The following is a 21817-nucleotide window of genomic DNA, read 5'->3' as shown; positions in this document are numbered from 1 at the left end:
CAACAATGATGTCAACGACAACAATGGTGGCGATGCCAACAATGTAGTCGCCGGTCACATACCGGATAGACTGCCGCCCATGCAGACCCGCCCCCGCCCCTACCACCACGGCGACCTGCGCGCCGCCCTGCTGGCCCGCGCCGAGGAGACCCTCAGGGAGAAGGGGCCCGCCGCACTCTCGCTGCGCGAGCTCGCCCGCGACCTGGGCGTCAGCCACGCCGCACCGAGCCGCCACTTCAAGGACAAACAGGCCCTGCTGGACGCGCTGGCCCTGACCGGCTTCGAACGCCTGAGCACCACCCTGGCCGCCTCACAGGAGACCGCGGGCGACTCCTTCGCCGACCGCCTCGGCGCCCTCGCCCGCGCCTACGTCGGCTTCGCCACCGCCAACGCCGAACTCCTCGACCTCATGTTCTCCATCAAGCACGACCCCGCCGCCTCCGAAGCCCTCGTCCAGGCCTCCCAGGGCATGGCCGCACTCGCCGCCCGGCTCATCGAGGAAGGCCGCCGCACCGGCGAGGTCCGCGACGCCCCGCTCGAAGCCATCGCCGTCCCGATGTTCAGCACCCTCCACGGCTTCGCCAGCCTCGCCGTCAGCGGCACCCTGCCCCCCGACACCCTCGACACCCACCTCGACGACGTCATCGCCCACACACTCCGCGGCTGCGCACCCGACCACCCGGCCCCCCACCGACCCACCCTCCCCGGACAGCCCCGTACCCTGCCCCGATGACCGGGCCCCGTGAACTCCGCGCCCTCGGCAGCGTCCTGGGTTCCGCCGTGGGCGACGCGCTCGGCGCGCCCTTCGAGTTCGGGCCCGAGGGCGCGTTCTCGGCACGCTTCCCGCAGCCCGGCCACGGCGGGGAAATGTGCGGCGGCGGGTGGGAGCCGGGCGAGGCGACCGACGACACCCAGATGGCCGTGCTGGTCGGGGAGTCACTGCTGGCGCGGGATGGCCTCGAACTCCCCGACATCTTCCGGAGGTTCCAGCGGTGGGCGGCCGCGGAGCCCAAGGACATCGGGCTGCGGACCGAGGCCGTGCCGGGCAGCGGGGACCCCTGGGACCTCGCCGCCGGACTGCACTTCCAGATCAGTCAACGGGCGGCGGGCAACGGGTCGTTGATGCGCGCCGCCACCTCCGCCGTGTACTTCGCGCGGCACGGGCGGGATGCCACCATGGAGGCCGCCCGGCGCATCGCCGCGCTCACCCACGGCGACCGTGCGGCCCGGGAAGGCACCGCGGTGTTCCACGAGTTGGTCCGGGTGGCGCTGGACGGCGGCGATCCGCTCACCGCCGTACCCCCGGCGCTGCTGGCCGTGCACCCGGACCACCGGGCCCGCTACGCCGCCGTTCTCGCCGACGACTGGCATCCCGACCGGGCGACCGAGTTCAACGGCGCCGTGTGGCCGTGTCTCGGCTCCGCCGTCCGGGCGCTGCGGAACACGGACTCCTACGAGGCCCGCCGTACGCGCCGCCATCGACCTCGGCGGTGACACGGACACCGTCGCCGCGGTCACCGGCGGCCTGGCGGGGGCCGTGTACGGGGCGGACGGCATCCCCGGACGGTGGATCGAGCCGCTGCACGTGCCGCTGCCGGGCTTCGGCGGGCGGGTGCTGCGGGCGGCGGAACTGGGCACACTCGCCCGGCGCCTGGCGGAGTGAACCGGGCCCGGGGACCACGCGCACCAACAGCACCGAGGCCGCGCCGACGGTGCGCGTCGGCACCGTCGAGACCATGGGGACCGTACACGTCGGCGTCATCAGGACCGCGCGGACCATACGGGCCGGCGCCGCCGAGGCCGCGCGGAATCCCCACCCCGTCGCGGGTACGGGCCCGCTACAACGCCCGCAGCGCCGCCGCCGTCGACCGGGCCAGGCTCGCCAGATACCCCTTCGGCAGCTTGGGGCCACGGACCACGACCGCGCGCCAGTACAGCGGCCCCGACATCAGGTCGAGCGCGAGCTCCAGGTCGATCCCCTCGTCCACCTCGCCCCGCGCGGCCGCCGCCGCCACGATCCCGCTCGCCACTCCCTGCTGGCCCTCCCGCAGCGCCTTCTGCAGGGCGTCCGCGATGTCGGGGTTGCGCGCCGCCTCGGCCTGGAGGTCCGGGATGATCTGGCCGACGACGGGGTGCCGCAGCGCCCGCGAGGTGACCTCGTACAGCAGACGCAGGTCGCCCTCCAGGGAACCCGTGTCCGGGGCGGGCAGGCCCTGCACCGCTATGGCGGAGACGAGGTCGAGGACCAGGTGCAGCTTGGAGCGCCAGCGCCGGTACACCGCCGTCTTTCCGACGCCCGCGCGACGCGCGATGCCCTCGATGGACATCCGGGCGAAGCCGACGGCCGCGAGTTCCTCGAAGACGGCGGCCCGGATCGCCTCGGTCACGTCCTCCCGCAGCACGGCCGCACCGGCGGGAGCCCTACGACGCGGGGCCTTCCCGGCAGCACTCTCCGCACCCGCGGCGGCACTCGTGGTGTCGGCGTTCGTCGTCATACGGACCAGCATAGGCCGTAGCGACGAAACGGTTGCGTTCCGACGCTCCGAAGCTCTACGCTCCCGTTGCGACGATACGGTCCCGTCCCGACGTAAGCTACTGGCAAAGACCCAGTGGGGAAAACGTCAAGGACGGGACCGCGCATCCCACCCCCTGAGCGAAAGCAGCGGATGTGAGCCAGGTCCTCCACACACCGCCCCCGACGCCGGTCCCCCCGGCCGACGATCCCGCGGCGCTCGCCGCCCGGTACGGCCTCAGCGTCAGCGGCGCGCGTCCGACCCTGCGCGAGTACGTCCGTCAGCTGTGGGCGCGGCGCCACTTCATCACCGCCTTCGCCACCGCCAAGCTCACCGCCCAGTACAGCCAGGCGAAGCTCGGCCAGGTGTGGCAGGTGATGAACCCGCTCCTGAACGCGGCGGTCTACTACTTCATCTTCGGTGTGCTGCTCGGCTCCAAGAAGGGTGTGCCGGACTACATCCCGTTCCTGGTCACCGGCGTCTTCATCTGGACCTTCACCCAGAGCTCGATCATGGCGGGCACCCGGGCCATCTCCGGGAACCTCGGCCTGGTGCGGGCCCTGCACTTCCCGCGGGCCGCGCTGCCGGTCTCCTTCGCGCTCCAGCAGCTCCAGCAGCTGCTGTTCTCGATGGTCGCGCTGATCGTCATCCTGCTCTGCTTCGGCGTTCCGGTCAGCGCGTCGTGGCTGCTCGCCGTGCCCGTCCTGGTGCTGCAGTTCACCTTCAACGCGGGCGTCGCGATGGTGATGGCGCGGATGGGCGCCAAGACCCCGGACATCGCGCAGCTCATGCCGTTCGTGCTGCGTACCTGGATGTACGTCTCCGGCGTCATGTGGAGCATCGACAAGGTGCTCAGCAAGGACGATCTGCCGCGCTGGGTGATGGTCGCGCTGGAGAGCAACCCGGCCGCCGTCTACATCGACCTGATGCGCTACTCGCTGATCGACAGCTTCCACGCCCACCAACTGCCGCCGCACGTGTGGGCGGTGGCGATCGGCTGGGCCGTGCTCGCCGGGGCCGGCGGCTTCATCTACTTCTGGAAGGCCGAGGAGACGTACGGACGTGGCTGACACCCTGACCAAGGAATCCGGCCTGCCGCAGGACGCGGTCCCCGCGGCGACTCTCATCCCCACCGTCGTCGCCGCCGGGGTCGACATCGTCTACCGGGTCAACGGCACCGGCGCGGGGCGGGGTTCCGCCACCGCCGCGCTGAACCGCATGCTGCGCCGCAAGCAGTCCGAGAAGGCCGCGGGCGTGCGCAAGGTGCACGCCGTCAAGAACGTCTCCTTCACCGCCTACCGCGGTGAGGCCATCGGCCTGATCGGCACCAACGGCTCGGGCAAGTCGACCCTGCTGAAGGCGGTCGCCGGGCTCCTCCCGGTGGAGAACGGCAGGATCTACACCGACGGCCAGCCCTCCCTGCTCGGCGTGAACGCGGCGCTGATGAGCGACCTCACGGGCGAGCGGAACGTCTACCTCGGCGGGCTCGCGATGGGCATGTCCCGCGAGCAGATCAAGGAGCGCTACCAGGAGATCGTCGACTTCTCGGGCATCAACGAGAAGGGCGACTTCATCACGCTGCCGATGCGGACCTACTCCTCCGGCATGGCGGCGCGGCTGCGCTTCTCCATCGCGGCCGCCAAGGACCACGACGTACTGATGATCGACGAGGCCCTCGCCACCGGCGACCGCTCCTTCCAGAAGCGCTCGGAGCAGCGGATCCGCGAGCTGCGCAAGAGCGCGGGCACCGTCTTCCTGGTCAGTCACAACAACAAGTCGATCCGCGACACCTGCGACCGCGTGCTCTGGCTGGAGCGCGGTGAGCTGCGTCTGGACGGGCCGACCGAAGAGGTCCTCAAGGAGTACGAGAAGTTCACGGGCAAGTAGTTCACGGGTAAGTAGGGGGAAGCGGCGCTGAGGCCCGGGCCGGACAGGCCCGGGCCTCAGCGCTCACCGCTAGCGCTCCAGGAACGCGAACAGCTCCTCCCACCTGCGCACGATCTCGTCCGTCGAGTAGCGCTGGATGTTGACGCGGGCCGCCTCGCCCATACGGTCGCGCAGCCGCTTGTCGGACATCAGTGTGTCGAGGCGGCGGGCGAGTTCCCCGGTGTTGCCCCGGGTGGCGAGGAGACCGTCCTCGCCGTCGCGGACGATCTCGTGCACGCCGGGCGCGCAGTCGAAGGCGGCGCACGGGAGGGCCGCCGCCATGGCCTCCATGACGGCGAGCGGGAAGCCCTCGCCGCGCGAGGACAGCACGAAGACGGAGCCGCCCCGCAGCGCGCCCGGCACGTCCGTGGTCGCGCCCATCCACTCCACCGAGTCGTCGAGACCCAGGGCCGTGCACTGCTTCCGGAGGATCTCCTCGTCCTCCCCGGAGCCGTAGATCCGCAGACGCCAGTCGGGGTGGCGCGGCGCGACCTCGGCCCAGGTGTCGAGGAGCATGTCGATGCCCTTCTGGTCGGTCAGCCGGCCGACGCTGACCACCACCTTCGCGGTTCTGGGCGAGGGCACCTCGGGCATGAACGGGATCGGGTTCGGCATGAAGGACGCGTTGTCGAGGCCCTGCCTGATCCACAGGTCGGCGTCCTCACGGGTGAGCGTCAGCATCCGGTCCACGTCCCGGTAGTGCCGCCGCACCCGCCCGAAGCGCGAGGTCACCCGCGAGTAGGCGAAGGACTCGTGGCTCATGCCGATGACGGTCAGACCGGTGGTGTCGGCCAGTTTCACCCACTCCATCGCCCACACCTGGGTGACGATCACCACCGCCCCGGGGCGCGCGGACCGGAACAGCACGCTCAGCTTGGCGGCCTGCTCGCGCATTCCCGCCGCCCGTTCGGCACGCCGCCTGCGCTCGGCCAGGTCGAGCCGTCCCCTGATGCCGCGCGCGGGGCCGACGCGCGGCGGGTGGACGTCGTACAACGTGAAAGTGGGGTACGGGAGTTCGCCGAGCTCCTGGGGGACCTCGGGGTCGGTGATGCCGATGACCTTCACCCGATGGCCGCGCTCGGTGAACAGGCGGGCCATCTGGTGCGACCAGCTGGTCACCCCGCCCAGCTCGTCGACACTGTTGGAGACGAAGAAGATGTCCCGCCGGGGATCCGCGGTCACGTGCGCCTCCAGTGGGCGAAGAACTGGTCGACGACGCTCTGCGCGGCGTTCCCCCGGTCGAACTCGCTGAAGTCGGCGGCGAACCGCTCCCGCTGGGCCGCGAACTTCACCCTCTGGTCCTCCAGCGACCCGAGGACGGCGTGGAGTTCGTCCTCGGTGCGGACGACCGGCCCGGGGGCCCGCTCCAGAAGGTCGAAGTAGGTACCGCGGTTCTCGTGCACGTACTCCTCGTAGTCGTACGTGAAGAAGAACATCGGGCGGTCGAGGAGGGAGTAGTCGAACATCACCGACGAGTAGTCGGTGATCAGGCCGTCGGCGAGGGTCAGCAGCGGGGTCACGTCGTGGTGGTCCGTGACGTCGATGACGCGGCCGCGCACGGACGGCGGGAGCACGACGTGGTTGAGGTAGTGCGAGCGGACCAGCAGGACGTACCGGTCCTCGAAGGTGTCGGCGAAGCGCTCCACGTCGAAGGGCAGCTCGAACCGCTTCCGCTTGCGCCCGTGCTGCCGGAAGGTGGGCGCGTAGAGCAGCACCTCCTTGTCGGACGGAATGCCCAACTCGGCGGCCAGGATCACCGGTTCGCGCCGGCCTCCGGACGCCTCCGCGCGCTTCCTGGCCCGTACCAGCGCGTCGTTGCGCGGATAGCCCACCCGCAGCAGAGTCCGCTCCTGGAGTCGGAACGCCCGCGCGAGAGTGCGTACATCGTGCTCGGAGCGGATCAGGAACCGGTCGAAGCGGTCGAGGGTGCGCTGTTGTGCGGCCTGCGCGGCCTGGGACCTGACCTTCCACCCCGGCTCGTCGAAGCCCATGCGCTTGAGCGCGGAGCCGTGCCAGGTCTGCAGGTACGTGGTCCCCGGCCGTTTGGTGAGCTTCAGCGGGTAGCTCTGGTTGTCGACCCAGAACTCGGCCTGTGCCAGCGCCTTGAGGTACGGGAGCGACCAGCGGCGCACCAGTGTGGCGTCGGCCGGGAAGCCGTCGGGGCTGCCCGCGTACGCCCACACGGCCTCGAACTTCAGCCCCTGCCTGCGCATCTCCTCGTAGATGGCCTTGGGGCTGTCGCTGTACTGCCGGCCCAGGTGGCTCTCGAAGACGACGAGGCCCTTCCTGTGCGGGAGACGGCTGAACACCTTGTGGTAGAGGCGGAGTTTGGAGCGTCCCGACGCGAGGTCCCTGCGCCGTGCCCTGGCCTTGCGGTAGCCGGACTTGACGCGCCGTGCGGCCCTTCCGCGCATCCCGCGTCGCACCAGCTCGTCGGCCTTCTTGCCCGGGACGAGCCGGAAGGAGAGATGGCCGCGCGCCGAGACCTCCGGCTCCATGCGGTCGGCCACCAGCCGGGTGAGGCGGGGCCGCACCGGCAGCCCGCCGGCCGGCGGTCCGGCTTCGGCGGCGGTGAGCCGGGTCGTGGTCCGGGCACCGTCGACGTCGAGGTGGACGCGTACGTCCCACACGGCGTCCACGATGCCGATGGGCCGCACGCCCTTGGCGAGGTCTGCCGAGGCCTCCCAGTCGATGGTCTCGCCCTCGTGCCGCACCTCGGCCACGGGGAAGCGGAAGGTCTGGAAGCGCACCCCCTTGCGCCGGGCGTAGAACTCCAGCTGGGCGGAGAGCCGGGCGCCGGGCGGGATCACACCGAGCGGGTTGGTGATGCGGCCGGCCAGCCGCACGGTGCCGGCGCGCTCCTCGTAGAGGGTCAGCGCGTTGCGCAGGAACATCTTCTCGACCGGCTTGGTGTGGTAGCCCAGTTCGGTGACGTCCAGGACGTGCCGGCCGAAGGAGTCGTCCTCGATGTGCCGGGCGCACCAGTACACGCGTCCGGCGCGCTCGACGAGCGGCGAGGAGATCTTGTCGCGGTTGATGAGTGTGTCCACGGCGGGCAGCAGGTTGTCCCAGTCGCTCTCGTGGAGGAGGTAGGCGCAGATCGCCTGGATCGGCTCGGTCTCGTCGAAGGCGGCGCGGTCGATCGACTCCAGGTACGCGCGGGCGATCGCGGCGAACTCCCGCCGGTAGGCCGCGTCCCGGAACGGCAGCTCACGCAGGTGCAGGACCAGGTCGTGCTTGAGCCACTTGACGTCCTTGGCGAACTTCAGCTCCAGCAGTCCGTGCCGGGCGAGCAGCCGGTCCACCCGGCGGTGGATCTCCATGCGGTGCGCGAAGTTGGCGATCTCGTCACGCCGGTTGCTGATGGACCTCGCCGCCGTCGTCCCCGGCCGGTCCACGATCCGCCAGTCGTAGACCCGGTTGGGGATGAGGGTGATCCGTCGGGCGGCCACGTACGCCTGGGCGGAGAAGAGCAGGTCCTCGTAGTGGATGCCGACCGGGAACTCCAGTCCCTCGTCCAGCAGGAACCGTCTGCGGTAGCACTTGTTGGTCGACAAGGTGTCGAAGACCAGCAGGTCGGGCAGTTCGGAGACGGACTCCAGGGTGCGGGTGCGCTCGTACAGCCAGGGGTACCACTTGACCTCCTTGCGCGTGCGCGAGTCGACGTGCACCCGTACGCACAGCCCGGAGACGAGGTCGGCGCCGGTGTTCTCGGCGGCCTCCAGCATGTTGCGGCAGGCGTTGCGCTCCAGGACGTCGTCACTGTCGAGGAAGAGGACGTAGTCGCCGCGTGCCTGCTGGATGCCGTGGTTGCGCGGGGCTCCGCAGCCGCCGCTGTTCTCGGGCAGCCGGAAGGCGCGGACCCGGTCCGGGTGGGCGGCGGCCAGCCGCTGCGCCGCCGGGTACGAGCCGTCGGTGCTCCGGTCGTCCACGATGACGACCTCGACGCTCCGCAGCGTCTGGTCGAGGACGGAGTGCACGGCCGTGGGCAGCCTGTCCTCGTCGTTGTAGACGATCACGACCACGGACACGGCGGGTACGGCTCCGGTTCCGGGGGGCCCGGTCCCGGATGCGTCGGGCGCGCAGCGCTGATCCACTTTCACCCTGTCAAGGGTAGACATTTCCTATGAAACTACACAGGTGACTGCTCCATCCGTGTGTCACCCGGGCAGCTGCGGGTCGTGGGCAAGCTCTTGGCCGTCGCGTTTCGTCTGCTCGAACACCCACGTCCGGTACACCAGGAACCGGAAGGCCGAGGCCAGCACGATCGACAGCGCCTTGGCCAGGTTGGAGCCGAGCGGACCGCTCATGCCCAGGCCGTGGTACGCGACGTAGAAGAGCGCGCTCTCCATGACGACGCCGATGCCGCTGAAGACGAAGAACAGGAAGATCTGCCGCCGGGTGCGCGAGGCCCGGTCGCGGTAGGCGAAGAAGCGGAAGCCGAGGTAGTTGGTGCCCATGGCGACACAGCTGGCGATGACCGTGGCGACCATCGGGGGCCACTTCAGGCCGTGCAGAAGGAGATTGAAGACCAGGAAGTTGACCGCGACACCGCTCCCGCCGACGGCTCCGAACTTGACCACTTCGAGAGCGATGCGACGGGTCCGCGCGAAGGGACCGCGAGGACCGGCGGGCGAGGGCTGGGCGGGCGCGGGGGCCCGGCGCCCGATACGGGCCCACCCCTCGGAGAGATTCACGGTCACAATTGTCCCTTTTATCAGCAATAGGTAAAATCCAAGTCCGGTTTTTCCGTGAGGTCCACGAGAGATCGGCAAGAAAGACGGGGCGCCCCCGGCCTTGTCGGCCGGGGGCGCCCCAGGAGCGTCGGGAACGTACTACGAGTGGGTCCGCAGCAGGGTCCGCATCGTGCGCATCGCCACCGACAGGTTGGCGAGGTCGAACGAGTCGGAGCCCTGGATCTCCTCCAGAGTGGTGCGGGCGCGGCCCAGGATCGCCGCGTTCTTCTCCTCCCAGGCCTTGAAGCGCTGCTCGGGGGTCGAGGTTCCGTTGCCGACGGCGAGGACGTCGGCGGTGAGCAGGGCGTGGGCCGCGTACAGGTCCTCGCGGATCGAGGCGCGGGCCATGGACTGCCAGCGGTCGGCACGCGGAAGCTCGATGATGCGGTCCATGAGCTGGGTGATGCTCAGGCGGTCGGCGAGGTCGTAGTACACCTCGGCGACGGCCATCGGGTTCTTGCCCATACGGTCGGCCACCGCGACGATGTCCAGCGTCGGGAAGGCCGAGGAGAACCCGGCCACCCGGGTGGCCAGTTCCTCCGGCACGCCCGCACCGGACAGCTCGTCGAAGATCCGCTGGTACCACTCCAGGTCCGCGCCGCGCAGCAGCTTGGGCAGCTCGTCCCAGACCTGGGCGACCCCCTCACGGAAGAACGAGATGTTCTCGGCGAGCTGGAGCGGCTGCGGCCGGTTGTTGAGCAGCCAGCGCGTACCGCGCTCGACGAGCCGGCGGGAGTGCAGCCGGATCCGCGTCTGGACGTCGGCGGCGACGACATTGTCGAGCGCCTCCACCGCGTCCCACACCGTGCTCGACCCGAAGATCTCGCGGGCCGCGGTCTGCGCCCGGACGATCTCCTCGAGGGAGGCGCCGGTCTCCTCGCGCAGACGGTGCAGGAAGCTCGTACCGCCCGTGTTGACCGTGTCGTTGACCAGAACGGTCGTCACGATCTCGCGGCTCAGCGCGTGTCCCTCGATCTGCTCGCGGAACTTCTCCCGCAGCGCCGTCGGGAAGTACGCGAACAGCAGGCTCTGCAGATACGGGTCGTCGGGCAGCGAGGTGGCGAGCAGCTCGTCGGAGACCGTGATCTTCGTGTAGGCGAGGAGGACGGCCGTCTCAGGACCGGTCAGGCCCTGCCCGGAGTTGAGCCGCTCACGGATCTGCCGGTCGCTGGGCAGGAACTCCAGGGCCCGGTCGAGGTGGCCCTCCCTGACCAGGTGGCGCAGGAAGCGCTGCTGGGCGTGGAGCATGCTCCCGGACTGGGCGAGCGCGTTGGAGATCGCCACGTTCTGCGCGTAGTTGTTGCGCAGCACCAGACGGCCGACCTCGTCGGTCATCTGGGCGAGCAGCTTGTTGCGCTGCTTGACGGTCAGATCCCCGTTGGCCACCACGGCGTTGAGCAGGATCTTGATGTTCACCTCGTGGTCGGAGGTGTCCACGCCCGCGCTGTTGTCGATGGCGTCCGTGTTCATCTTGCCGCCGTGCTGCGCGAACTCGATCCGGCCGAGCTGCGTCAGGCCCAGGTTGCCGCCCTCGCCGACGACCTTGACGCGCAGGTCGGCTCCGTCGACCCGGATCGCGTCGTTGGCCTTGTCACCGACGTCCGCGTGCGACTCGGTGGACGCCTTGACGTAGGTGCCGATGCCGCCGTTCCACAGCAGGTCGACCGGCGCCTGGAGGATCGCCTTCATCAGGTCGGCCGGGGTCATCTTCGCGATCCCGGACTCGATGCCGAGGGCCTCGCGGACGTGGGAGTTGACCGGGATCGCCTTGGCGGTCCGCGGGAAGACCCCGCCGCCGGCGGAGATCAGCTCGGTGTTGTAGTCGGCCCACGAGGAGCGCGGCAGCTCGAAGAGGCGGCGGCGCTCGGCGTACGAGCTCTCCGCGACCGGGGTCGGGTCGAGGAAGATGTGCCGGTGGTCGAAGGCCGCGACCAGCCGGATGTGCTCGCTGAGCAGCATGCCGTTGCCGAACACGTCACCGGACATGTCACCGACACCGACGACGGTGAAGTCCTCGGTCTGGGTGTTCACGCCCAGCTCCCGGAAGTGCCGTTCGACGGACTCCCAGGCACCGCGGGCGGTGATGCCCATCTTCTTGTGGTCGTAACCGGCCGAACCGCCGGAGGCGAAGGCGTCCCCGAGCCAGAAGTCGTAGCTCTGGGCGACCTCGTTGGCGATGTCGGAGAAGGTGGCGGTGCCCTTGTCGGCGGCGACCACCAGATAGGTGTCGTCCTCGTCGTGCCGGACCACGTCCGCGGGGGGCACGATCTCACCGGCGACCATGTTGTCGGTGATGTCGAGCAGCGCGGAGATGAAGGTCCGGTAGCTGCGGATGCCCTCCGCGAGCCATGCGTCGCGGTCCACGGACGGGTCGGGCAGCTGCTTGGCGACGAAGCCGCCCTTGGCACCGACCGGCACGATGACGGTGTTCTTCACCATCTGCGCCTTGACGAGCCCGAGGATCTCCGTCCGGAAGTCCTCCCGCCGGTCGGACCAGCGCAGACCTCCGCGGGCGACCTTGCCGAACCGCAGGTGCACACCCTCCACCTTCGGCGAGTACACCCAGATCTCGTACGCGGGGCGCGGCGCCGGCAGGTCCGGGATGGCCTGCGGGTCGAACTTCATGGAGACGTACTCGTGCGGCTTGCCGCCCAGCGCCTGCTGGAAGAAGTTGGTGCGCAGCGTCGCCTTGATGACCGTGAGGAAGGAGCGCAGGATCCGGTCCTCGTCGAGCGAGGCGACCTGGTCCAGGGCGGCGTCCAGCTCCTCCATCAGGGCGTCCGTCAGCTCGACACCGGCGTGCTGGCGCTCCGGCGCCATCCGCGCCTCGTAGAGCGAGACGAGCAGCCGGGTGGTGTGGACGTTGTTGCGGAGGGTGTCCTCCATGTAGTCCTGGCTGAAGGTCGACCCGGCCTGGCGCAGGTACTTGGCGTACGCGCGCAGCACCATCGCCTGCCGCCAGGTCAGTCCGGCGCTCAGCACGAGGGCGTTGAACCCGTCGTTCTCGGCCTCGCCGATCCAGGTGGCGGCGAAGGCCTCCTGGAAGCGCTCGCGGCCGTCGTCGCCGAGGTAGTCGCCGTTGCCGTTCAGGAACTTGGGCAGACGCAGCCCGAAGTCGTAGATCCACGCCGTCGTACGGTCCGAGCAGCGCAGTTCGTAGGGACGCTCGTCGGTGACCTCGACGCCGAGGCGGTTGAGGGCCGGCAGGACCGCGGAGAGGGAGACCTGCTCGCCGGTGCGGTAGATCTTGAAGCGGCGCTCGCCGGGACCGGCGCCCACCGGCTCGTACAGACTGAGCGCGAAGTCCTTGGTGTCGTCGTCGGTGAGCTTCTCCAGGTGGACCAGGTCGGCGACGGCGGCCCGCGGGGTGTGGTCGGCCTTGTAGCCCTCGGGGAAGGCCCCGCCGTAACGGCGCAGCAGCTCGGCCGCGCGCTCCTCACCGCACTCGGCGTTCAGCGCCTCGGCGAAACCGTCGGCCCAGGAACGGGCGGCCTCGACGAGCCGCACCTCGAGCCTGTCCTTGTCGGCGTCGCTGAGCTGCGCCAGCTCGGTGCCCTGCGGGACCCGGACCACGAAATGCAGCCGGGAGAGGATCGACTCGGTGTTCCAGGCCGTGAAGTCGACGCTGCTGCCGCCGAGTTCCTCCTTCAGGATGTCGATGATCCGAAGGCGTACGCCGGTGGTGTAGCGGTCGCGCGGGAGGTAGACGAGCGCCGAGTAGTAGCGGCCGTACTCGTCCTGGCGCAGGTAGAGCCGCAGCCGCCGCCGCTCCTGGAGGTAGAGCACGGAGGTGACGATGGAGCGCAGCTCGTCGGGGGGCGTCTGGAAGAGCTCGTCGCGGGGGTACGTCTCCAGGATCTGCAGCAGGTCGCGGCCGTCGTGGCTGTTGGGCGAGAAGCCCGCGCCCCTGAGGACCTCCTCGACCTTGCGGCGGACGACGGGAACGCGCCGTACGGACTCGGTGTAGGCGGCCGAGGAGAACAGGCCGAGGAAGCGCCGCTCGCCGACGACGTTGCCGTCGGCGTCGAACTTCTTCACGCCGATGTAGTCGAGGTAGGACGGCCGGTGCACGGTGGCGCGGCTGTTGGCCTTGGTGAGCACCAGGAGCTTGTGCTCACGGGCCTTGGCGCGGGCGTCGGCGGGCAGCCGCTCGAAGGAGGGGCTGACGGGGTGGCTGTCCTCGCCGGCGTGCTGCGGGTCGGAGCGCAGGATGCCGAGCCCGGTCCCGGGCACGGCCGCGAGCACATCGTCGTCGCGCAGCTCGTATTCCCGGTACCCGAGGAAGGTGAAGTGGTCGTCCGAGAGCCAGCGCAGCAGCTCACGGGCCTCTTCGACCTCCCGGTCGCGCAGGTCCCCGGCGGTCGGCTCGGCCGGCAGTTCCTCGGCGATGCGCAGCGAGGCGTCGCGCATCTTCTCCCAGTCCTCGACGGCCTCGCGGACGTCGGACAGGACGCGCAGCAGGTCGGCGGTGATCTGCTTCAGGTCGGCCCGGTCGGTCTCGCGGTCGATCTCGACGTGGATCCAGGACTCGATGTGCGCGTCGTGCGACAGCTCGTCGGCGACGGGCCGGCCGGGCAGCACCTCGATGAGCTCGCCGGTCACGTCGCGCCGGACGACGACCTGCGGGTGGATGACGAGGTGGATGCCGCGCCCCTGCCGGGACAGCTCGTTGGTGACCGAGTCGACGAGGAAGGGCATGTCGTCGGTCACGACCTCGACGACGGAGTGGCTGCAGGTCCAGCCGTTCTCCTCGACGGTGGGCGTGTGCACCCGGACGCTGGCCGTGCCCTGGGGGCGGTTCTCGGCCAGTCGGTAGTGCGAGAAGGCGGCTCCGAAGACGTCGACCGGGTCGCGGTCGGTCAGGTCCTCCGGGGCGGTGTGCAGGTAGTAGCGCTGGAGGAACGCGAGCACGGTCTCCCGGTCCGGGGTGCCCCCGCCCGTCTTCACGGTCGGTAGGTGCCCCCCGACCGGACTGTTCTCAGCTACCCGGGCGGCCCGTTCGAGCAGCTCGGCCTTTGCTTCGTCCAGCTTGGTCTGCATTGTCCTCTGGCTCCTGTCGCGCGCCATTGCGTGACGTAGAAGGAAGTACGGTCTCTTCTCCGACGTGACGCCGTGACGCGGGGTGTCCGGTCTGGTCCGACGCTATGCCGCATGGAGAGATGAGCGGGGGGATATCGGCCATGTTCGGCATCCCTGGAGACTGTGACGCTGCTCTCGGCGACGTCCGTCCACGGGGTGTCATCGGCATACGGAGTGCGCTTGCCGCTCCGTCCCGCCCGCGAAGGTCAGCGACTGACGCCCGGTCACGGATGTCGTCCGTGGTCTCCGGGCGCGGGGCAGGGGCGACGGCGCCCCCGCGAGATATCGCGCTGATCACGCCACCAGGCTATCGCTCCTCACCCCGGACTCGTCATGAGCCGTATGTGTACAAAACCGGGGGTCGAACTTTGACAGTCTGCACAGGGACGAAAGGGGCGGTAACGTGCAGTGCGGGCCACGGGGGCCCTCGGCGCGGGCCCCGTACGGGCCGTGGGCACGGCTTGCGAGCCCCTGGAGGGACGCGGGGAACCGCACGACCCGGACGACCACCGGACGACCGGCCACGAGTGGCCCGCGGCCGGCCCACCCCGCGGTGCCCCGGCCGGCCGCCACTCCGCGCCCGAAACACCTGCACGCCCCCTTGGCAGACCCCGCCCGCGCAGGCACGTTGCCCAGGACGGCTGACGAAGACGCACCCACGGCTTCACAGAGCGGAGCGACATGGCAGCGAAGATCCTGATCGTCACCGGTGACGCGGCGGAGTCACTGGAGGTCCTGTACCCCTACCAGCGCCTGCGCGAGGAGGGCTACGAGGTCCACATCGCGGCCCCCAGCCGCAAGAAGCTCCGGTTCGTGATCCACGACTTCGAACCCGGCTTCGACACGTACACCGAGAAGGCCGGCTACACCTGGCCCGCCGATCTCGCCTTCAGCGAGGTCGATCCCGGCCAGTACGTCGCCCTGGTGATCCCGGGCGGCCGCGCCCCCGAGTATCTGCGGGGCGACCCCGAACTCCGCAAGATCCTCAGGTCCTTCTTCGAGGCGGACAAGCCCGTGGCCCAGATCTGCCACGGGCCGCTCCTCACGGCCTCCGTCGACGCCCTGCGCGGGCGCCGCGTCACGGCGTATCCGGCACTGGAGCCGGACATGCAGACCGCCGGCGCGACCTTCCAGGACACGGAGACGGTGGTCGACGGCACACTCGTCTCGGCGCGCGCCTGGCCGGACCACTCCAGCTGGATGCGCGAGTTCCTCACCGTACTGCGCGCGAAGGCGCCGGTGAGCTGACGGCCGTGAGCTGACGGGAACGACGCCGTGCGGGCCGTACGGGCCGGGCGCAGAACACCGTACGAGGCGGGCGTGAGGGCCCGTACGGCGTACGGGGCTGGGCGCGAGGCCCGTACGGCGTAGGGGGCTGGGCGCGAGGCCCGTGCCGAGCGGGCGCAGGGCCCGTACCAAGCGGGCGCGAGGCCCGTGCGGAGCCCCTCTTCCCGCCGTGCCGGCCGCCCGGCGTCGCCGTGGTCAGGCCGCCAGCCGCTCGGCCTCCTCGACCGCCTCGGCCAGGCTGTCCACCACGGGCACGCCCACCACCTCGAGGCTGGCCCGGCCGTGCGATCCGCCGGTGTAGAGCACGGCCCGGGCCCCCACGTGCAGCGCGGCGACCGCGTCGTCGGCGGCGTCCCCGATCACGACCGTGCGCCGCGGATCCACCCCGGCGAGCGCGCCGATGTGCCGCACCATGTGCTCCGCCTTGCTGCCGCCGGACGGTCCTGTCCGGCCCTCCACGCGTACGAAGTGCGGCTCGATCCCGAAACCTCTGACCAACGGGACCAGCTCGTCGTGGACGTACATGCTCAGCAGTGACTGGCTGTGCCCCGCCGACCGCCACCCGGCGAGCAGCGTCGCCGCCCCCTCGGTCAGCTCGCAGGCCGTGCGGTGCTGCGTGTAGTACCGGTGGAAGGTCTCGTCCATGATCTCCCACTCGGCGTCCGTCGGCAGCCTCCCCATCAGCCGCTCGTAGAACTTGGGCACCGGGACGCAGTACAACGCGCGGTACCGCTCCAGCGTGATCGGTTCCAACCCCAGTTCGGCGAACGCCGCGTTCGTCGCGCCGATGATCGCGGTGTTGTCGTGGAACAGAGTCCCGTTCCAGTCCCACACGATGTGCGCTGCTGTTCCCTGCTTCCCCATACGAAGAACGTACCCGGCCCCACCGACATCGTCGTGCCGCGTCGGACCGGACACCGGTGCGCGGCGTGTCCGTACGCGCGGCGGGTTCGGGACGGGCGGCGGAACGGGACGGGGGGGTGCCTCAGTCCCCGAGTCCCACCAGGTTGGGGATCTCCTGCGTCGCGAACCACAACAGCTCATGGTCCTCCGCGCCGTCCACGACGAACTGCGCGTCGTCGTCCCCGTGGTCGGCCGCCCCGAGCGCCCGCACGGCGGCTGCCACGTCCTCCTCGGCGTCGTCGGCGTCGACGTGCACCGCGGCCGCCTTGGCCAGCGGCACCGCCCCGGACACCCGCACCTCACCGAGCGCCACCGGATCGAGCCCCCGGTCGGGATCCGCGACCGCCGCGCGGTCGGGGACGTCGACGGCGACGACCACCCGGCGCCGCGCGGTGTCCCGTTCCCCCGCGAGCAGCCGGAGCGAGGCCAGCGCGGCCCGGTTCAGCGCCGCGTACTCGAGCTCCTCGATGTCGTCGGAGAGATACCACTCGCGCAGGGCGGGCGTGACGGCGTACGCCACGAACGGTCCCGCTCCCAGTTCCCCCGTCTTGTGCGCCTCGGCGAGGCCGGAGAGGGTCAGGGGGACGTAGACGCGCATGGCTGGCCGCTTTCGTAGTCGGGAGCTCCAGGGCGGTCGGGGAGCTCCTGGGAGGGCTGTCCCGCGCCTCCCGGGAGGGCCTTCAGGATACGTGCGGGCGTCCTCTTTCGGGTCCCGGGCCCCACTGCCCCCGACGTCCACACGCGGCCCGCGATTCACCCGGTACGCCCCTTTCGCGTCAAGGCCCCCGCACCCACCGACCACCCTGATAGGTGAATCCCACGGCCACCGCGACATGCGCCGGACATCCTTGCGGGCCCCCGCCCCCGCCTCGTACAAGATCTCCAACACGAAAGTTACCGCCCGGTACCGATCGGGCCGCAGCGAACGGGGACGACGCATGAACAAGGTGATGACCAGGACGCAGCGCCGCCCGGGCACCCGCCCTCCCGGCCGCCAGGACACCCGCCGCCCGGGCACCACCCCGCCCCGCGCCCCGGGCGGCGACGCTCCTCGCACGTCCCCCGCGGGCAGCCCGCCGCCGTCACCCCCGCGGGCGACTCCGGTCCCGTCCCCCTGCCCCAGGGGAACCCGGCAGGGCCCCGCTCCACAGCCCCGGCCCACCGACCTCTTCGCCGAGCGCCTGCTCGCCGTGCTGAGCGGTCAGCGCCCCGTCCACTGCATGCTGCGCCACACCGCGGGCCGCGCCTACGACGAGCTCGCCTGGCTCGCCGAACGCGGCCGACTGCGCACCCGCGGCAGCCGGCCGGTCGTCCGCGACATCGGCTACTACGTGCCCCGCCCCGGCGCGATCGAGGCATTCGCGCGCATCGGCGCGGGCGACCGGATCCGCGCGATGGCCTTCCGCCTGGAGCAGGGCCCCGACCTCCGCTGGCGGTGCACGGCGGTGGAACTCGGCGGCCCCCGCATGCCCCGCGCCGCCGACGACGGCTGAACGACGCGAAGGGCCGGACACCCGAGGTGTCCGGCCCTTCGACCCATCAGCACGTCACGGCGCCGCCCCACCGGACCGCTCAGCCCTCACGGACCGCTCGGCCCTTCCGGGCGCGCGGCCGTCACTTCTTGCGGCGGCGACCGATGCTCTTCTGCTGCTTGCGGCGCTCCGCGCGCGTGAGGCCGTCCGCCTCGGAGCGCACCGGCTCGTCGTCGTTGGCGAAGTCGCCCTCGACCACGCCGCCCTCACCGTCCACGGTGGGCGCGGAGAAGTGCAGCCGGTCGGGGCGCTGCGGAGCGTCGAGGCCCTTGGCGCGGATCTCGGGACGCGCACCCGCGGGGACGGCGTCCTCCTTCTCCAGCGACGGCACGGCGTCCTCGACCGGGACCTCCTCGACCTGCTGCTCGACCTGGACCTCCAGGTTGAACAGGTAGCCGACGGACTCCTCCTTGATGCCGTCCATCATGGCGCCGAACATGTCGAAGCCCTCGCGCTGGTACTCGACCAGCGGGTCCTTCTGCGCCATGGCGCGCAGACCGATGCCCTCCTGGAGGTAGTCCATCTCGTAGAGGTGCTCACGCCACTTGCGGTCCAGCACGGAGAGCACGACCCGACGCTCCAGCTCGCGCATGATCTCGGAGCCGAGCTGCTCCTCGCGCGCCGCGTACTGCTCGTGGATGTCGTCCTTGATGGACTCGGAGATGAACTCGGCGGTCAGACCGGCGCGGTCACCGGCCGCCTCCTCCAGCTCGTCCACGGTGGCCTTCACCGGGTAGAGCTGCCTGAAGGCGCCCCACAGACGGTCGAGGTCCCACTCCTCGGCGAAGCCCTCGGCGGTCTCGGCCGCGATGTACGCGTCGATCGTGTCGTCCATGAAGTGCTGGATCTGCTCCTGCAGGTCCTCGCCCTCCAGGACGCGGCGGCGCTCGCCGTAGATGACCTCGCGCTGACGGTTGAGCACCTCGTCGTACTTCAGGACGTTCTTGCGGGTCTCGAAGTTCTGCTGCTCGACCTGCGACTGGGCGGACGCGATCGCGCGCGTGACCATCTTGTTCTCGATCGGCACGTCGTCCGGCACGTTCGCCATCGACATCACGCGCTCGACCATCTGGGCCTTGAAGAGGCGCATCAGGTCGTCACCGAGGGAGAGGTAGAAGCGGGACTCGCCCGGGTCGCCCTGACGGCCGGAGCGGCCGCGCAGCTGGTTGTCGATGCGCCGGGACTCGTGGCGCTCGGTGCCCAGTACGTAGAGCCCGCCGAGGTCCTTGACCTCCTCGTTCTCCGCCCTGACGGCCTGTTCGGCCTTCTCCAGGGCGGCGGGCAGGGCGGCGGCCCACTCCTCGATGTGTTCCTCGGGGTCGAGACCGCGCTGACGCAGCTCGGCCTCGGCGAGGTCCTCGGGGTTGCCGCCGAGCTTGATGTCGGTGCCTCGGCCGGCCATGTTCGTGGCGACGGTCACGGCGCCCCGGCGGCCCGCCTGGGCGACGATCGTGGCCTCACGGTCGTGCTGCTTGGCGTTCAGCACCTCGTGCTGGATGCCGCGCTTGGAGAGCTGCTGCGAGAGGTACTCGGACTTCTCGACCGACGTCGTACCGACGAGGATCGGCTGGCCCTTCTCGTGCTTCTCCGCGATGTCGTCGACCACCGCGTCGAACTTGGCCACCTCGGTGCGGTAGATCAGGTCCGACTGGTCCTTGCGGACCATGGGCTTGTTGGTCGGGATCGGGACGACACCGAGCTTGTAGATCTGGTGGAACTCGGCGGCCTCGGTCATCGCCGTACCGGTCATGCCGGAGAGCTTGCTGTAGAGGCGGAAGAAGTTCTGCAGGGTGATCGTGGCGAGGGTCTGGTTCTCGTCCTTGATGTCCACCCCTTCCTTCGCCTCGATCGCCTGGTGCATGCCCTCGTTGTAGCGGCGGCCGGCGAGGATACGGCCGGTGTGCTCGTCGACGATCATGACTTCGCCGTCGATGACGACGTAGTCCTTGTCCTTCTTGAAGAGTTCCTTGGCCTTGATGGCGTTGTTCAGGTAACCGACGAGGGGGGTGTTCACCGACTCGTACAGGTTGTCGATCCCCAGCCAGTCCTCGACCTTGGCCACGCCGGGCTCGTGGATGGCGACGGTGCGCTTCTTCTCGTCGACCTCGTAGTCGCCGGTCTCCTCGATGCCCTTGAGCGGGTTGCCGGCCTCGCCCTTCTTGAGGCGGGTGACCAGCTTGGCGAAGTCGCCGTACCACTTGGTGGCCTGGTCGGCCGGGCCGGAGATGATCAGCGGCGTACGGGCCTCGTCGACGAGGATGGAGTCGACCTCGTCGACGATCGCGAAGTTGTGACCGCGCTGGACGAGTTCGTCCTGGGCCCACGCCATGTTGTCGCGCAGGTAGTCGAAGCCGAACTCGTTGTTCGTGCCGTAGGTGATGTCGCACGCGTACTGCTCGCGGCGCTGGGCCGGCGTCATGTTGGCCAGGATGCAGCCGACGCTCAGGCCCAGGAACTTGTGGACGCGGCCCATCATTTCGGAGTCGCGCTCGGCCAGGTAGTCGTTGACCGTGATGAGGTGGACGCCGTCTCCGGAGAGGGCGTTCAGATACGCGGGCAGCGTGCCGACCAGGGTCTTGCCCTCACCGGTCTTCATCTCCGCGACGTAGCCGAGGTGGAGCGCGGCGCCACCCATCATCTGCACGTCGTAGTGACGTTGGCCGAGGACGCGCTTGGCGGCCTCACGGACCGTGGCGAACGCCTCGGGCAGCAGGTCGTCGAGGCTTTCGCCGTCGGCGTACCGCTGCTTGTACTCATCGGTGAGGGCCCGCAGCTCGGCGTCGGAGAGGTCGACGAAGTCCTCTTCGATGGAGTTGACCTGGTCCGCGATGCGGTGCAGCTTGCGCAGGATCTTGCCTTCGCCTGCACGCATGATCTTCGAGAGGACGGACACGGGGGTTTGTCTCCTTGCCGGTCGGGCCTGGGACGGTCGGTTTCAATGGCGGTGTCAAGAGCAGCTTGAGCAACGGCCATCGTAAGCGAGGACCCCACCGCACCGGGAGGTCTGCCCACGACAGCCACTAGGACAACGGACAGGGGTTGCGTAAGGTGCCGCGTCCACGCTGCGAAAAGTAACCGAAGCATCACCCACGGCAAAGGAATGGCGCCCTTACGGCAGCCCGAGCAGAATCGGCCCGATGGACCCCGTCACGCTCACCACCGACCGCCTGCTCCTGCGCACCGTGGGCTCGCACGACACCGACGCCGTGTTCGACGCGGCCCAGGATCCCGACATCCAGCGCTGGACCACGATCCCGTCGCCGTATCTCCGCGAGCACGCGGCGGGGTTCACGGACCAGATGGTGCCCGACGGCTGGGCGGACGGCTCCATGTTCACCTTCGGCGTCTTCCTCCCTTCCGGGGAACTGGTGGGCATGCTCGGCATCACCATGCGCTCCCTGGGCGTCGGCGAGGTCGGCTTCTGGGCCACGAAGGAGCACCGCGGCAACGGCTACCTCACCGAAGCCACCGTCGCCGCCTCCCGCTGGGCGTTCACCAGCCTCGCCGTCGACCGCGTCGAATGGCGCGCCGAGGTCGGCAACCAGGGCTCCCGCGCGGTGGCCGAACGGGCCGGCTTCACCGTGGAAGGCACTCTCCGCTCCGCCATCAACAACAAGGGCGTACGCCGCGACTGCTGGATCGGCTCCCTGCTCCCCTCGGACCTGGGGCTGCCCTCGACGGCGCCGTACCTCCCGGGTCCCTCCGGCGCGCCGAACCCCTGAATCCGGGACACCCCGCGCGACGCCGGCCTTTCCGCGCGTCCCGGCCACCGCCCGGGCGCGTCGGCGGGCTCCCCTGCGCCCGGAGGACGGGCCCGGCCCCCACTGTCAGTGCCACCGCC

Annotated in this window: 14 protein-coding genes and 1 pseudogene; 7 read left to right on the top strand and 8 right to left on the bottom strand. The window is 70.2% G+C overall.

Annotated features, from left to right (window positions below; all coding sequences use genetic code 11):
• The first annotated feature begins 79 nt into the window (after window positions 1-79).
• Complete coding sequence (locus OG199_RS25405; RefSeq protein ID WP_405831402.1) at window positions 80-733, top strand: TetR/AcrR family transcriptional regulator; 654 nt, start codon at window positions 80-82, stop codon at window positions 731-733.
• A pseudogene (locus tag OG199_RS25400) lies at window positions 730-1663 on the top strand (ADP-ribosylglycohydrolase family protein). Before OG199_RS25405 ends, OG199_RS25400 begins: the two are co-directional and overlap by 4 nt.
• A gap of 175 nt (window positions 1664-1838) precedes the next feature.
• On the opposite strand, the gene OG199_RS25395 reads toward OG199_RS25400, so the two are convergent.
• Complete coding sequence (locus tag OG199_RS25395; RefSeq protein ID WP_405831400.1) at window positions 1839-2495, bottom strand: TetR/AcrR family transcriptional regulator; 657 nt, start codon at window positions 2493-2495, stop codon at window positions 1839-1841.
• 173 nt (window positions 2496-2668) lie between these two features.
• On the opposite strand from OG199_RS25395, the gene OG199_RS25390 reads away from it, so the two are divergent.
• Both OG199_RS25390 and OG199_RS25385 read left to right on the top strand, forming a co-directional pair.
• The gene (locus tag OG199_RS25390) at window positions 2669-3583 is read left to right on the top strand and encodes an ABC transporter permease (protein WP_356808253.1); all 915 of its coding nucleotides are present in this window, start codon (window positions 2669-2671) and stop codon (window positions 3581-3583) included.
• Between the two features lie 4 nt (window positions 3584-3587).
• Window positions 3588-4400, top strand: coding sequence for an ABC transporter ATP-binding protein (locus OG199_RS25385; RefSeq protein ID WP_401810443.1), 813 nt, complete (start codon window positions 3588-3590; stop codon window positions 4398-4400).
• A 69-nt stretch (window positions 4401-4469) separates the two neighbouring features.
• Here the strand turns inward: OG199_RS25385 and OG199_RS25380 are convergent, their stop codons facing one another.
• The 4 genes from OG199_RS25380 to OG199_RS25365 form a co-directional block, all read right to left on the bottom strand.
• On the bottom strand, window positions 4470-5621 hold the full coding sequence (locus tag OG199_RS25380; RefSeq protein WP_356803511.1) for a glycosyltransferase: 1152 nt from the start codon (window positions 5619-5621) through the stop codon (window positions 4470-4472).
• A complete protein-coding gene (locus tag OG199_RS25375) occupies window positions 5618-8536 on the bottom strand; it encodes a CDP-glycerol glycerophosphotransferase family protein (RefSeq protein ID WP_405834663.1) in 2919 nt (972 codons plus the stop codon). Before OG199_RS25375 ends, OG199_RS25380 begins: the two co-directional genes overlap by 4 nt.
• Before the next feature lie 63 nt (window positions 8537-8599).
• Window positions 8600-9136, bottom strand: coding sequence for a GtrA family protein (locus tag OG199_RS25370; RefSeq protein WP_401810429.1), 537 nt, complete (start codon window positions 9134-9136; stop codon window positions 8600-8602).
• A gap of 138 nt (window positions 9137-9274) precedes the next feature.
• Window positions 9275-14215, bottom strand: a complete 4941-nt coding sequence (locus tag OG199_RS25365) for an NAD-glutamate dehydrogenase (protein ID WP_405831397.1) — start codon at window positions 14213-14215, stop codon at window positions 9275-9277.
• Between the two features lie 720 nt (window positions 14216-14935).
• Between OG199_RS25365 and OG199_RS25360 the strand changes: the two genes are divergently transcribed.
• Entirely contained in the window at window positions 14936-15502 is a 567-nt protein-coding gene (locus tag OG199_RS25360) for a DJ-1/PfpI family protein (protein WP_266699514.1), read from the top strand.
• Between the two features lie 234 nt (window positions 15503-15736).
• Here the strand turns inward: OG199_RS25360 and OG199_RS25355 are convergent, their stop codons facing one another.
• Window positions 15737-16405 (bottom strand): HAD family hydrolase, encoded by a 669-nt coding sequence (locus OG199_RS25355; protein WP_402172171.1) that lies wholly within the window; start codon window positions 16403-16405, stop codon window positions 15737-15739.
• 121 nt (window positions 16406-16526) lie between these two features.
• Window positions 16527-17042, bottom strand: a complete 516-nt coding sequence (locus OG199_RS25350; RefSeq protein WP_356803504.1) for a DUF6912 family protein — start codon at window positions 17040-17042, stop codon at window positions 16527-16529.
• A gap of 340 nt (window positions 17043-17382) precedes the next feature.
• Here OG199_RS25350 and OG199_RS25345 point away from each other — a divergent pair, with 340 nt between their 5' ends.
• Entirely contained in the window at window positions 17383-17937 is a 555-nt protein-coding gene (locus OG199_RS25345; RefSeq protein ID WP_405831394.1) for an Rv3235 family protein, read from the top strand.
• 121 nt (window positions 17938-18058) lie between these two features.
• Here OG199_RS25345 and secA read toward each other — a convergent pair whose 3' ends face one another.
• Window positions 18059-20869, bottom strand: a complete 2811-nt coding sequence (gene secA / locus OG199_RS25340) for a preprotein translocase subunit SecA (RefSeq protein WP_356803501.1) — start codon at window positions 20867-20869, stop codon at window positions 18059-18061.
• 244 nt (window positions 20870-21113) lie between these two features.
• Between secA and OG199_RS25335 the strand changes: the two genes are divergently transcribed.
• Window positions 21114-21698: a GNAT family N-acetyltransferase gene (locus OG199_RS25335; RefSeq protein WP_405831392.1), complete on the top strand. Its 585-nt coding sequence runs from the start codon at window positions 21114-21116 to the stop codon at window positions 21696-21698.
• Window positions 21699-21817 lie beyond the last annotated feature (119 nt).

Source organism: Streptomyces sp. NBC_01176, from assembly GCF_045039825.1.
Lineage (GTDB): Bacteria > Actinomycetota > Actinomycetes > Streptomycetales > Streptomycetaceae > Streptomyces.
This window is presented reverse-complemented; position numbering and strand designations above follow the sequence as displayed.

Excerpts from the sequence above, each read along its gene's own strand:
- OG199_RS25405 (WP_405831402.1), top strand. The coding sequence starts at position 80 with ATGCAGACCCGCCCCCGCCCCTACCACCACGGCGACCTGCGCGCCGCC.
- OG199_RS25395 (WP_405831400.1), bottom strand. The coding sequence starts at position 2,495 with ATGACGACGAACGCCGACACCACGAGTGCCGCCGCGGGTGCGGAGAGT.
- OG199_RS25365 (WP_405831397.1), bottom strand. The coding sequence starts at position 14,215 with ATGCAGACCAAGCTGGACGAAGCAAAGGCCGAGCTGCTCGAACGGGCC.
- OG199_RS25360 (WP_266699514.1), top strand. The coding sequence starts at position 14,936 with ATGGCAGCGAAGATCCTGATCGTCACCGGTGACGCGGCGGAGTCACTG.
- OG199_RS25355 (WP_402172171.1), bottom strand. The coding sequence starts at position 16,405 with ATGGGGAAGCAGGGAACAGCAGCGCACATCGTGTGGGACTGGAACGGG.
- OG199_RS25350 (WP_356803504.1), bottom strand. The coding sequence starts at position 17,042 with ATGCGCGTCTACGTCCCCCTGACCCTCTCCGGCCTCGCCGAGGCGCAC.
- OG199_RS25345 (WP_405831394.1), top strand. The coding sequence starts at position 17,383 with ATGAACAAGGTGATGACCAGGACGCAGCGCCGCCCGGGCACCCGCCCT.
- OG199_RS25335 (WP_405831392.1), top strand. The coding sequence starts at position 21,114 with ATGGACCCCGTCACGCTCACCACCGACCGCCTGCTCCTGCGCACCGTG.